Annotated in this window: 11 protein-coding genes; 7 read left to right on the plus strand and 4 right to left on the minus strand. The window is 53.9% G+C overall.

The window, feature by feature from the left end; genetic code table 11:
- Positions 1-153 precede the first annotated feature (153 nt).
- Positions 154-1,209 carry an S-layer homology domain-containing protein gene (locus tag EDM60_RS16685; RefSeq protein ID WP_122964992.1) on the plus strand — a complete coding sequence of 352 codons (1,056 nt, stop codon included), beginning with the start codon at positions 154-156 and terminating at the stop codon, positions 1,207-1,209.
- Positions 1,210-1,288: 79 nt separating this feature from the next.
- Here the strand turns inward: EDM60_RS16685 and EDM60_RS16690 are convergent, their stop codons facing one another.
- The 4 genes from EDM60_RS16690 to EDM60_RS16705 all read right to left on the minus strand — a co-directional run bounded on the left by EDM60_RS16690 (position 1,289) and on the right by EDM60_RS16705 (position 5,359).
- A complete protein-coding gene (locus EDM60_RS16690) occupies positions 1,289-1,870 on the minus strand; it encodes a hypothetical protein (RefSeq protein WP_122964993.1) in 582 nt (193 codons plus the stop codon).
- Positions 1,871-2,004: 134 nt separating this feature from the next.
- Positions 2,005-3,216 carry a CynX/NimT family MFS transporter gene (locus EDM60_RS16695; protein WP_122964994.1) on the minus strand — a complete coding sequence of 404 codons (1,212 nt, stop codon included), beginning with the start codon at positions 3,214-3,216 and terminating at the stop codon, positions 2,005-2,007.
- The gene (locus tag EDM60_RS16700; protein ID WP_122964995.1) at positions 3,213-3,914 is read right to left on the minus strand and encodes a FadR/GntR family transcriptional regulator; all 702 of its coding nucleotides are present in this window, start codon (positions 3,912-3,914) and stop codon (positions 3,213-3,215) included. The genes EDM60_RS16695 and EDM60_RS16700 overlap by 4 nt, the downstream gene beginning before the upstream one ends.
- Positions 3,915-4,090: 176 nt before the next feature.
- On the minus strand, positions 4,091-5,359 hold the full coding sequence (locus EDM60_RS16705; RefSeq protein WP_122964996.1) for an APC family permease: 1,269 nt from the start codon (positions 5,357-5,359) through the stop codon (positions 4,091-4,093).
- A 126-nt stretch (positions 5,360-5,485) separates the two neighbouring features.
- Here EDM60_RS16705 and EDM60_RS16710 point away from each other — a divergent pair, with 126 nt between their 5' ends.
- From EDM60_RS16710 to EDM60_RS16735, 6 genes are all read left to right on the plus strand, one after another.
- A complete protein-coding gene (locus EDM60_RS16710) occupies positions 5,486-6,412 on the plus strand; it encodes a LysR family transcriptional regulator (RefSeq protein ID WP_122964997.1) in 927 nt (308 codons plus the stop codon).
- Between the two features lie 134 nt (positions 6,413-6,546).
- A complete protein-coding gene (locus tag EDM60_RS16715) occupies positions 6,547-7,806 on the plus strand; it encodes an adenosylhomocysteinase (RefSeq protein ID WP_122964998.1) in 1,260 nt (419 codons plus the stop codon).
- 151 nt (positions 7,807-7,957) lie between these two features.
- Positions 7,958-8,389 carry a division/cell wall cluster transcriptional repressor MraZ gene (mraZ, locus tag EDM60_RS16720; RefSeq protein ID WP_063230384.1) on the plus strand — a complete coding sequence of 144 codons (432 nt, stop codon included), beginning with the start codon at positions 7,958-7,960 and terminating at the stop codon, positions 8,387-8,389.
- Positions 8,390-8,406: 17 nt separating this feature from the next.
- Positions 8,407-9,351 carry a 16S rRNA (cytosine(1402)-N(4))-methyltransferase RsmH gene (rsmH, locus tag EDM60_RS16725; RefSeq protein WP_122964999.1) on the plus strand — a complete coding sequence of 315 codons (945 nt, stop codon included), beginning with the start codon at positions 8,407-8,409 and terminating at the stop codon, positions 9,349-9,351.
- 39 nt (positions 9,352-9,390) lie between these two features.
- Positions 9,391-9,801, plus strand: a complete 411-nt coding sequence (ftsL, locus tag EDM60_RS16730) for a cell division protein FtsL (RefSeq protein ID WP_122965000.1) — start codon at positions 9,391-9,393, stop codon at positions 9,799-9,801.
- A gap of 76 nt (positions 9,802-9,877) precedes the next feature.
- Complete coding sequence (locus EDM60_RS16735; RefSeq protein ID WP_122965001.1) at positions 9,878-12,334, plus strand: penicillin-binding protein; 2,457 nt, start codon at positions 9,878-9,880, stop codon at positions 12,332-12,334.
- The last annotated feature ends 24 nt before the right edge of the window (positions 12,335-12,358 follow it).

Consider the following 12,358-nt stretch of genomic DNA (forward strand, 5'->3'; position numbering starts at 1 on the left):
GCCCGCTTGGCTTGCGGTCAACAAAACGGACATGACCATTTTGGTTGTTGCACCGCTTGTGGGAAAAATTTCTAACGAATAGACCGAAACTTTTCCGACAAATTTTGCGTCCTACGAATAAGGCAATTCCTGTGAGGAAAGGTGGTACTCGAGATGCAGAACAAGTTGCGACAAGTCGGGAAAAAAGCCACTGTTTTGGCGCTTGCCTGGTCAATCGCATGGGCGGGCGCGGCATTTGGTGAGTGGAATCGGGCACAGGCCAGGGAGGAAAAACCCGTGGCTTCCGCAGGCTCTTTCCTCGACACAAAAGGACACTGGGCAGGAAAAGAGATTGAATTGGCAGCGAAAAGCGGGTTGATCCAAGGCTTTCCGGACGGCACTTTTCAGCCGGAAAAAACCGTTACGCAAGAGCAATTTCTTGCCTTGGTGGAGCGTGTGCTGCCATCCTATAGCGGATTTGAGCCTGACGCTTTTGTCAAAGAGACGTATTTGGCTCCTTCCGTAGGTCGCTGGTCAGAGCAGACGTACCGTCATTTGGCGGCAGCAGGCATTATGTCGACAGGCAAACCGACAGACGGGATGACCAGACTGGAGGCGGCCCGCATTCTTTTGGCGGCGCTCGGACATCAATCCGAAGGGGAAAAGTATCGGGGAACGACCACGCGCTTTTTCTCTGATTTGTCTACCGCCAACGAACAGGAAGTCATGACCGTCTACCCTGCGTACAAGATGGGCTTGCTCGCCGGATACCCGGACGGCTCCTTCCGTCCCAATAGTGCGATCAGTCGGGCACAGGCGGTCGTGATGCTGACGCGTCTGGACAGCAAAATCGAAGAGTTGTTCCCGGGCGAAGTGACGGCGAGCGAGAAAAAAGGGATGACCGATGCGGTATCGGCGTTTGTCCACGAAGTAATGGAGCAAAAAAAGATCAGACGCTATGCTGATCTGCAAGCTTACGTCAAAGAGAACAAGCTGAATGTCAGCGAACCGTTTTTGCGCGAGCACTTCTCGTTTATGAAGTACGAAGTCTACGATTACGTGCGGTTTCCGCGATTTAATGAATTGATGTACTATGCCAAAATCGGCACGAACAAATACAGGCTGACCGTGCAATACTATGCGGGAGAGCTTGGCGGAAGCGTCGACAAGACCTTTTACCTGTCCTCCCAGGATGGAAAGACGTTCCGGTTGATTGGGAAAGATGAATAGCGGGTGTGGAAAAGCGAAAAAGCAGGGGGCTTCCCTGCTTTTTTTGCTGCCAGCGCTGTTGCTGTTGCCTGCAAAAGGGCTACTGTTTTCCTTGAAGCTGACGGATGAGTTTCCGGTTGAAGGCAACGGCGTCATCAGTCGTAGTCGTGTCATTGAGCAGGAAGGTAGTCATATAAGAGGCGTTTTGATGGTGAAAGGAATAAAAGGCATACGTTCCGGAGGCGGCTTCTTTTTGCCCGTATTCGACTGTGATTCCTTCTATTTCGGCTGTCTTGGCGTCATGCAAGGAGTTTTTCATCGTGCTGATTTCCATGATGATGATTGGCCTGCCCGCGTACTCGCCATAAAAGATTTCACGCTGCTGTCTGTTGCGCATTTCCGCTTTTTGCTCGTCCGTGATTGGCAAAAGTTCTCCCTTTTCATCGGTATACACGATGGTTGCGATAGAGGGGCCAGCGATTTGTTGCCCGTTTACGATGGGCGGATAGCGAATTTCTGCATACTTGACGACCAGCTTGTCGTTTGAAGGAACAGCGATATCCATACCGATTTGCTCCTCCATCTGCTTTTCGATAGCCGAGGGAAGCGTGTTTGATTGCGGTTCGGCACAGCCGACCAGAAGCGACAGAGTCATCGCGGTACATAGCAGCAGACGTTTCATTTTCCAGGCTCCTTCCTCGCAAGGATCATTTTCTATATTTTACCATGCGGGCGAGTTGGGTCGATACTCTGCTCCCCGAACAAAAAAGCGTGCAAGCCTTCGAAGGGCTCTTGCACGCTTTTTTGAAGCTTGTTTTACACCGTCTGATTACGCCCGGCACCGATTCCGCTCAGGATTACGAACAGGCTGACGAAGCAGAGGATGCTGAGGGGCAGTGTCCACGATTGCTGCCAGTCGTAGACGAGTCCGACGACAATCGGTCCTACCGCGGCCAACAAGTAGCCGATGGACTGGGCCATGCCGGACAAGCGGGCTGCCTGGCGTACGTCTTGTGCACGAATGACGATAAACGTGAGGGCGAGACTGATTGCTGCGCCTTGCGAGACGCCGAGCAAGAGCAGGCAGGCATACAGCAAGACCGTGCTGTTTCCGATCAAAAGCCCGGCGAATCCGAAGAGAGAGCAAAGCCCGATGACGGCAGCCAGCAGACGCTGATTGGACAATCGGGAAGCGATCACCGGGGTGAAAAAGCTCGCGGGCAAGCTGATGGCCTGAACAAGCGAGAGCATCCACCCGGAGCTGGCTTGGCTAATGCCGTGCTGCTGCAAAATAGCGGGCAGCCAGGCGATCGTGCAATAAAACAAAAAGGATTGCAGCCCCATGAACAGCGTAATTTGCCAAGCGAGCAGGGAACGCCACAGCCCTGGCTGCTTTTTTTGCCCGGCGTGTTTGACAGAAGCACTTCCGGCAGAGCGCAGCTGCGGAAGCCAGACAGCGATGGCGAACAGGACGGGAAGCGCCCAGGAAAAGAGCGAGCCTTGCCAGCCCCAATTCCCTGTACTGGCGAGCGGAATGCTGATGCCGGAAGCAAGCGCGGCGCACATGGACATCGTAGTCGTGTACACACTGGTCATCAAGCCGGCTTTTTGCGGGAAACGCTGTTTGACTAGCCCCGGCAGCAGCACGTTGCAAATCGCGATGCCAGCTCCCACCAGCGCGGTTCCGGCAAACAAGGTGAAGACGAAGCCGGACGAGCGCAAAATCAGACCGATGAGAACGACAAGCAGTCCAGCAAAAAGTGTTCGCTCTGCGCCGAGCCGATGCCCGATCCCCGGAGCCAGAGGGGAGAGCAGCGCAAAGGCGAGCAAAGGAACCGTCGTCAACAACCCGGACATGCTGTTGGACAGTCCGAGATCGCCTTGAATGGAGCCGACCAACGGCCCGACGGCAGTCAACGGTGAGCGCATGGCGAACGTAATCAGAATGATTCCGGCGATGATCAGAAACGGTTTGGGGGTGGCTGGCTGCGCGTTGCTTTTCGCAGTTGCCAATGCTGTCGGACTCATAGGTCAAGACTTCCTTTCTGTATCTGTTCCAAAAGAGCGGTTTTGCTTGCTTGAATCAGGCTCCTTGCCGCTTCCTCGGCTGCGTCTGCATTTTGCTCCGCAATCGCTTGAACCAGCGCTCCATGTGTCTGCGCCTGTTCGTCCATCAACTCTTTTACATCGACCGTACCGCCTACGGACATGTGCAGCGACTCGGTCATTTGCTCGTACAGATCGATCATCACGCTGTTGTGGGTCGCGCGGGCAACCGCGATGTGGAACGCGACATCCGCCGAGATATAGCCCTGGGGGTCGTGTCTGAGCGAGAGGGACGTGTCCAGCTTTTGCCGGATCGTCTGCAAATCGGCTTCTGTCCTGCGGCTTGCCGCCAGTCTGGCGATCTCGCGCTCCAGTCCGTAGCGCACCTCCAAAATTTCCAGTAAAGTCGAGCGCTTGAGCCGACGCTGCATCGCCGCGCCAAACTCGCTCGCTGCGCGGACGTACGTGCCGTCCCCTTGCCGCGCTTCGAGCATGCCAGTGTGAATCAGCGCCTGTACCGCTTCGCGAAGCGTATTGCGGCTGATGCCTAGCTGTTCGACCAATTCAGGCTCAGGCGGGATGCGTTCCCCGACCTTCCAGCTGCCAGACTCGATTCGTTCGACGAGCTGCTCCGCGATTTGCTTGACGAGCGAGGAACGAACGGGTTTTTGCAATGTCATGAACGAAACCTCCAAACATCCGATGATTGGGAATGTCGTCATTGTAGCACGGAGAAAGCAGGTGCACAAGATTCATAAGCTAGGAAACTGTTTAAAGCGAAAAAAAGACAGGCGCTTCTCCCGGAGCGGAAGAGGCAGCCTGTCGCTGCTGTTGCGAAAGTCATGTTTTTGGATCATCAAGCTTTTTGCTTTTGTTTTTGCCAGACGAGCAAGACGGCAGCGATCACGAGCGGGTACAGCGCAGACCAGCCGAGAAACGGGTACAGGCCGACGGTGAAAACAAGCGACGTCCAGGCAGCCAGCCGCCCGAAGCGATGATCGCGCAAAAGCCGCACACCAGCGAGACAGCCGCCGATGTAAGTGGCGAAAAAAGTCGCGTTGGGCAGTTCGATCAGTCGTGCCAAATCAATCAGTCCGAGGTACAAAACCGTCAGCACGACAACAAAGCAGAGGGAGAGAAACAAAAGCCCGCCGAGCGGTGTCCGGTATTTGGCGTGCAGCAGCCCGAACCAGCGCGGAGCGATCTTTTCCTGCGCCAGAGAATAGGCGATGCGCGACGCTGCGCCGATGTAGGCGTTGGTCGTGGCAATACAGATGAACAAAGCCGTCACCGCAACAATCCAACCGCCTAAAGGGCCGAGTGTGAGCTGAACCATGACAGAGAGCGCAGCAGCCGAGATGCCTGCCCCGTAACTGTGGGTGGCTACGGTCATGAACGCTACGGAAAAGTACAGCAAGGCGACGATTCCGGCGCTCCACAGCACACCGCGAATGGCATTTTTCGCCGGATCGACAAATTCCTCCGACAAATGCGTAACCGCCTCCCAGCCGATAAAGCACCAGAATAACAGACCTGCCGCCTGGATGACGCTCAGCCAGCCGTTGGGAACGAAAGGGGTGAAGTTACTGACGGAAGCGTGGGGCAGGGCAGCGACTACGGCCAAAATCAGGATGGCGATAATCAGGGAGACGACGATGGTCTGGACGCGTGCCGCTACGTGCATTCCGAGAATATTCATGATCACGACCGCGGTCAAAATCAGTGCCGCAGCGGTGTAAATTTGCGTGTCGCCCCAGCCGAGTAACAGGGCAAGGTAGTTCGCTCCGGTCACGCCGAGGATCGGGGCGCCGATAGGCACAGATAATAGAAAGAACCAGCCGACGATATTGCCGAAGCGATCGCCGTAAGCCGTGCGGACAAAAGTGGAGACGCCGCCGGAGCTTGGATAGCGGGCAGATAGCAGTCCCATCGTAATCGCCATCGGCAAAACGAGAATCGACATGACCAGCCAGGCGAGAATCGAGGCTGGGCCTGCTTTTTCCGCTGCCAATCCGGGAATCAGCAAGACCCCGGACCCGATGACAGCGCCGATGTACAGGGCGACGATTTGCGGCAGCCGCAACGTTTTGGCCAAGCCCGCAGTTTGCACAGTTGCTTTTTCCATGAATGTTCCCTCTCTTTATGTTCGGTTGTTTGTAGAGGTAGTGTAGCATAGACATTATCATCGGAGTTATCTATAATATTAGATAATTGAAATCGGATTTTTCGATGAAAAAGGAGGGAGCCGTTCATGGATACGCGCTACTTGCTGACGTTCCGCGAGGTGGCAAAATGCCAAAGTTTTACCCGTGCCGCAGAGGTGCTGGGCTACGCGCAATCAAGCGTCACGACGCAGATTCAGAACCTGGAGGCGGATTTTGGAGTGACGCTGTTTGAGCGGTGGGGGCGGAAAATCAGGCTGACCCACGCCGGAGAAGCGCTGCTTGCGTACAGTGAACAGCTGTTGGCCGTTCTCGATGAAGCGAGGGCCAACTTGTCCGAGCAGGCTCAGTTGGCTGGCACGCTGCGCATCGGAACGGTTGAATCGCTTGCGGCGTTTTTCCTGCCTCCTTTCCTGCAAAAATTTCGCCAAGAACACCCGCGCATGCGGATTTTGCTGAAGCCGGGAATTTGTCACGACTTGCGGCAAGGCGTCAAGGAAGGGCATCACGACTTTGCCTTTGTGCTGGATTGGCTGCAAGACCATCCCGAACTGGTCAACGTGAATCTGGGGGAAGAAAAGCTGGTCGTCATCGCCGCGCCCAACCATCCGCTGGCACAGGTAGAAAAGATCGAAGCGCGCGATTTTATCGGAGCCAACTGGATTTTTACCGAAGCAGGTTGCAGCTATCGCTCGATCATGGAATCGGTTTTGCGCGATGCCGGGGCTGCGATCGAGTCTTCCTCCGAGTTCGGGAGTCTGGAAGCGATCAAGCAATGCGTCGCATATGATTTAGGGATTGCGCTCATCCCTGCTATCGCGGTTGGCGAAGAGGTGAAAAACGGAACGCTTGTCATCCTGCCTTTTTCCCACCCGGATGTCCGCGTTTACCGACAGTTGGTCTACCATAAGAAAAAATGGATGCCGCAAGCTTTGCTGCGCTTCCTCGAACTGTTGACGGCGAGTGCTCCGCCGCAGCCGCTGCCAGGAAAAAGCGACTTGCCCGCTGCGCGCTAGGGAAGCGGCGAGACGATACGCTTACAAGCGATGTGCGACAAAATTGGCGGGAATAGGAAAAACAGATGATGGTTGTACTTGCGTATGATATGATAGACAAGGTTGTGTTATGAGATAAAGGAGGTTACCCATACATGAACACGGTTTCGGAAAGCATTGTAAAAGACATGTCGCTTGCCCATAGCGGCCATTTGAAAATTGACTGGGTAAAAGAGCATATGCCAGTTCTTAACCGCATTCGCGAGCGCTTCGAAAAAGAGCAGCCGTTTGCGGGACTGAAAGTGGCAATCTCCTTGCACCTGGAAGCAAAAACAGCTTACCTGGCAAAAGTGGTGCAAGCTGGTGGCGCAGAAGTGACCATCACTGGCTCCAACCCATTGTCTACCCAAGACGACATTTGCGCGGCTCTGGTTGAAGACGGCATTCGCGTTTTTGCGAAGTACAATCCAGACCCTGCTGAATACAAAGAGCATCTGATCAAAACGCTGGAAACTCGCCCTGACCTGATCATTGACGACGGTGGCGACCTGGTGACCATCCTGCACAGCGAGCGCCGCGATCTGCTGGCTCAAGTGCGCGGTGGGGCAGAAGAAACGACAACAGGTATCCTGCGCCTGAAAGCACTGGAAAAAGAAGGAAAGCTGGAGTTCCCGATGGTAGCGGTGAACGACGCTTTCTGCAAATATTTGTTTGACAACCGCTACGGTACAGGCCAATCCGTATGGGATGGCATCAACCGCACGACAAACCTCGTAGTAGCAGGCAAAACGGTCGTTGTTGCTGGCTACGGCTGGTGCGGCAAAGGGGTAGCTATGCGCGCGAAAGGTCTTGGCGCGAAAGTAATCGTAACCGAGATCGACGCGATCAAAGCGGTAGAAGCGTACATGGATGGCTTCGAAGTGATGCCGATGAGCGAAGCTGCAAAACACGGCGACTACTTCGTGACCGTAACCGGAAACCGCGATGTGATCCGCAAAGAGCATTTTGAAGTGATGAAAGATGGCGCAATCTTGTCCAACGCTGGCCACTTCGATGTCGAAGTGAACAAAGTTGAGCTTGGCGCTTTGTCGACATCGAAACGAATCGTGCGCAAAGACATCGAAGAATTTGTCATGGCAGACGGTCGAAAACTGTACCTTCTGGCAGAAGGCCGCCTCGTAAACCTGGCAGCAGGCGACGGTCACCCAGCGGAAATCATGGACATGACATTCGCGCTGCAAGCTGTTTCCTTGGCGCACGTCAATGAACAGTACGAGCAAATCGGCAAGAAGGTACTGAACGTGCCTTACGAGCTGGATGCCATGGTTGCTCAGTACAAATTGGAAGCATTGAACATCGGTATCGACAAATTGACCGATGAGCAAAAATCGTATCTCGATAGCTGGGTCGAATAAGACGCGAAACCCGTCCTTTCCCGGCAAAAAAATCAGCGAAAAAATCCTGCTTACAAACGCAGGATTTTTTTTTATAATAGCAAGTAGGCGACAAGGTGGGGAAAAGTGGGGGAAAGTGGAGCCACAGGACAAGAAAGTGGGGGACCAGGGCGTGTTCATGGGGGAATACCAGCATAGCATCGACGAAAAAGGCCGCCTGACCATCCCTGCGAAATTCCGTGAAGGACTCGGAGCTTCCTTTGTCATTACCCGCGGACTTGACCAATGCTTGTTCGCTTATCCGCTGGAAGAGTGGAAGCAGCTGGAGGAAAAGCTCAAGACGCTTCCTTTCACCAAAGCAGATGCACGCGCTTTTACACGGTTTTTCTTTTCCGGTGCAACCGAATGCGAGTGGGACAAGCAGGGAAGGGTAAACATACCGCCCAATCTCCGCGAGCATGCGGGCATGCAAAAAGAATGTGTGATCATCGGTGTGTCCAACCGCGTAGAGGTGTGGAGCAAAGAACGTTGGGAAGATTATTTCGCCCAGTCGGAAGGCTCTTTTGGAGAAATTGCTGAGAAACTGGTTGATTTTAATTTGTAGCAGCGAGAAGAACAGGAGTGACGACATTGTCGTTTCATCATGTAACAGTATTGAGGGATGAGGCTGTAGACGGCCTGAACATTCGGCCTGGAGGCATCTATGTGGATTGCACACTTGGCGGAGCTGGTCACAGCAGCCTGATTGCTTCCCGTTTGACCGATGGCGGTCGCTTGATTGCCATTGATCAGGACGACTGGGCGCATGAAAATGCCCGGGAACGCCTGGCTCCCTATATGGATAAGGTAACATTGGTCAAAAGCAATTTTCGCCATCTGAAGGAGATTGTCAAAGATTTGGGGCTTACAGGTGTAGACGGCATCCTGTTCGATTTGGGAGTGTCTTCGCCACAGCTTGACGAGGGGGAGCGCGGTTTCAGCTACAACGCCGATGCGCCGCTCGACATGCGAATGGATCAGCAAGCGCCCTTGTCCGCTTATGACATCATCAACGAATGGGACGAAGAAGAGATTGCCAAGATCATCTGGCTGTACGGAGAAGAGAAATTTTCCCGGCGAATTGCCCGGCAAATCGTGCAGCAGCGCAAAAAGCAGCCGATTCAAACAACAGGCGAACTGGTCGAGCTGATCAAGGAAGGGATTCCGGCAGCGGCGCGACGCACAGGCGGACATCCTGCGAAGCGAACGTTTCAGGCGATCCGCATTGCCGTCAACGACGAGCTGGACTCGTTCAAAGAAGCCGTCATCGATGCGATCGAGCTTTTGAATCCGGCTGGCCGCGTGAGTGTCATCACGTTCCACTCGCTGGAAGATCGCATTTGCAAGCAAGTGTACCAGGATTATGCCAAAGGCTGCACATGCCCGCCAGCGTTCCCGATTTGCACATGCGGAAACGAAGCGATCGTCAAAATCATCACGCGCAAGCCGATCTTGCCGTCAGAAGAAGAACTGCAAGTCAATCCGCGCGCACGCTCCGCGAAGCTGCGGGTAGCGGAAAAGGTCTAGAGTGAGCAAAAGCGACGAGGAAGAAGGGGTGAGAAAACGTTGAGCTATTACTACCAAGGCAATCTGGCAATGGAACTGGAAAAGGAATCCCGCTCCGTCACCAAAACAACAAAACGAACAGTCCGAATCAAGCCTACCATTCCGACAGGCGAAAAGTTGCTCTATCTCTTGTTTATCTCGCTGACAGTAACCGGTCTGGGAATGGTCGGGGTAAGATACTCGCAAATTTCCCAAATGAACTATGAAATCCAGAGCACCAAAAAAGAGAATCGCCTGATAGCCGAAAACAACGCCACTCTGAAACTGCAAATCGAGCAACTCAGCAACCGCGATCGCATCCAGAGAGAAGCCGAGCGACAAGGCATGGTGTACAATGCGAATGCCGTACATACGATTGGTCAGGAGAACGGAAAGGCGAGTTCGCTTCAACAAAAGCCAAACCAGCCTTAAATCAATGTTACTGCGTCTATTGTGCGGTAACATTTTTTTCTTACCCCCGATCAATGACGTGATGGAGTGAGTGGAAATGGATACGAAACGACTGGTGAACTGGCGCATCCTTATTTGTGCGTTGTGCCTGATCTTGATTTTTTCCACCTTGAGTCTGAGGATTTACTGGATTCAGACGGTGGAAGCAAGCAAAATTATGGATAAGGCTACGGAACAATGGGATCGGGCTCGGACGCTGCAACCGATGCGCGGAGCGATCAAGGATCGAAACGGCGAAATTCTCGCTTTCGATGGCAAGGCGTACACGGTGAACGCCAGGTTGAAGGGGCGCGATGACAAGGACAAGGATTTCGTCAAGGACCCTTACTATACAGCGAATGCTCTTGCCCCGATCCTCAACGCTCCGGTTCCTGAACTTGTGAAAATGCTGACCAAGCCGAACACGGTAGTCGAGCTGGGCCGCTATGGCAGAAAAATTAGCGAGGAACAAAAAAACCGGATTTTGGCGCTGCAATTTCCCAAGCTTCCCAGTGGGCAGCAAGTGGAAGAAAACCAGCTTCCGGGGATCTTTTTAAATGAAACGACCAGACGTGTGTACCCGAACAACAGCTTTGCCTCACACGTAATCGGGTACTTGGACCTGTACGACCAGCCGAAAATGGGAATCGAGCTTCAGCTCAACAAGGAACTGGCCGGAGAACAAGGGCAGATGGAGTATAAAAGAGACGGGGCAGGCTATCAGCTTCCGGACAGCCAGGGCCAATACGTCCCGGCAAAAGACGGCTACGACGTCTACCTCACCCTTGACAGGCAAATCCAGGATTACGTCGAGCAAGCGCTGGATGTCGTCGATCGCCAGTACAAGCCAAAAGGCATGACAGTCATCGTCTCCGATCCGCAGACGGGCGAGATTCTCGCGATGGGCAATCGTTCGCAATTTAATCCCAATACATACTATAACGGGATTACCAACTATACAAACCATGCGATCACTTCCATGTTCGAGCCTGGTTCCACGTTCAAGATCATTACGCTTGCAGCCGCGATTGAAGAAGGGCTGTTCAATCCAAATGAGACGTACGACTCTGGTAAGTACACGATCAAGGGACAAGTTCCGATCCGCGACCACAACAACGGGGTGGGCTGGGGAAGAATTACGTTTCTGGAAGGGGTTCAGCGTTCCAGTAACGTAATGTTCGCGAAGCTCGGCTACGAACGCCTCAAGCTGGAAAAGCTCAGGGCGTACTTTAAAAAGTTCGGGATAGGTTCTTTGACCGAAATCGAACTGCCTTACGAGAAAGAAGGAAACCTGATCAACCTGGAGAAGCCGCGCTCTCCGCGTGACTGGGCAGCGTCGACTTTCGGACAAGGGGTGACAGTTACAGCTATTCAGCAGATCGCCGCAGTCGGGGCGATTGCCAATGGCGGCGAGCTGTTGAAGCCGCATATCGTCAAAGAATTGCGCGACCCGCACACCGGAGCGGTTGTGAAGCGCAGTGAACGCGAAGTGCAGAGACGGGTCGTTTCAGAAGCGACCGCGAAGAAAACCCGCGATATTTTGGAAACGGTCGTGACAGGCGAGCACGGAACAGGGAAGCTGTACGCGATCGACGGCTACCACGTCGCAGGGAAGACGGGAACGGCGCAAAAGTACGACCCGAACACAGGCAAAATCATGGACGGCCACTACATCGCTTCCTTTATCGGTTTTGCGCCAAAAGACAACCCGCGTCTGCTCGTGTACGTTGTCATTGATGACCCAGAAACGAGTGATTCGTATATATACTGGGGAAAAACGATGATTGCGCCCACGTTCAAGACGATCATGGAGCGCAGTTTGCAATATTTGCAACAGCAGCCGGATTTCTCGCGGGTGGAATCGGATAAAGGAAACGGGAAAAACGACAAGAAATCACAAGCACAAGTATTGGCGGCTCAGCCTGTAGCGAGTCAGACTTTGCCCAAGTTTGAAGGGATGTCGACGACGGCGGCGCAACTGCGCGCGAAGCAGGACAATCTGACGGTGACGGTGCTCGGAACAGGCACGAAAATCGTGGAGCAATATCCTGCCGCTTACGAGCAAACAGTGCCTGGCAAGCAAATCATTTTGGTGACGGATCGTCTGGATGGGGCGAAGATGCCTGATTTCAAAGGGAAGTCGCTGCGCGAAGTCATGGAATTTACTTCGCTTTTGAATATCGACGTGCAAGCCGCAGGAACAGGCTTTGTCGTACAGCAGAGCATCGCTCCGGGCACGGCGCTCACAGGCAAAGAGAAACTGCTGATTACGCTGCAATCAGAGTCGCAGCCGCCGCCCGCGCCACAACCGCAGGAAGGCACAGCGCCAGCAGGCACAGCGTCACCTGATGGCGCTACTCCGCCGCCAGCGTCTGGAACTGGAACGACTGCGCCGACGAATCCGACTGGAGAGCAGCCTGCGGGTCAGCAGGGCGGACAGCAGGGAAGCACCGGGTCCAACCAGCAAGCTCCTCCAACTGGCACACAAGCAGGTCAGACAAGTCCAACTCCATAGTTCTATCCTGTCCCCCCGACGAAT

Origin of the sequence: Brevibacillus parabrevis, assembly GCF_003710905.1 — a bacterium.
In the GTDB taxonomy this organism is placed as follows: Bacteria; Bacillota; Bacilli; order Brevibacillales; family Brevibacillaceae; genus Brevibacillus; species Brevibacillus parabrevis.

Excerpts from the sequence above, each read along its gene's own strand:
- EDM60_RS16685 (WP_122964992.1), top strand. The coding sequence starts at position 154 with ATGCAGAACAAGTTGCGACAAGTCGGGAAAAAAGCCACTGTTTTGGCG.
- EDM60_RS16690 (WP_122964993.1), bottom strand. The coding sequence starts at position 1,870 with ATGAAACGTCTGCTGCTATGTACCGCGATGACTCTGTCGCTTCTGGTC.
- EDM60_RS16695 (WP_122964994.1), bottom strand. The coding sequence starts at position 3,216 with ATGAGTCCGACAGCATTGGCAACTGCGAAAAGCAACGCGCAGCCAGCC.
- EDM60_RS16700 (WP_122964995.1), bottom strand. The coding sequence starts at position 3,914 with ATGACATTGCAAAAACCCGTTCGTTCCTCGCTCGTCAAGCAAATCGCG.
- EDM60_RS16705 (WP_122964996.1), bottom strand. The coding sequence starts at position 5,359 with ATGGAAAAAGCAACTGTGCAAACTGCGGGCTTGGCCAAAACGTTGCGG.
- EDM60_RS16710 (WP_122964997.1), top strand. The coding sequence starts at position 5,486 with ATGGATACGCGCTACTTGCTGACGTTCCGCGAGGTGGCAAAATGCCAA.
- EDM60_RS16715 (WP_122964998.1), top strand. The coding sequence starts at position 6,547 with ATGAACACGGTTTCGGAAAGCATTGTAAAAGACATGTCGCTTGCCCAT.
- EDM60_RS16735 (WP_122965001.1), top strand. The coding sequence starts at position 9,878 with ATGGATACGAAACGACTGGTGAACTGGCGCATCCTTATTTGTGCGTTG.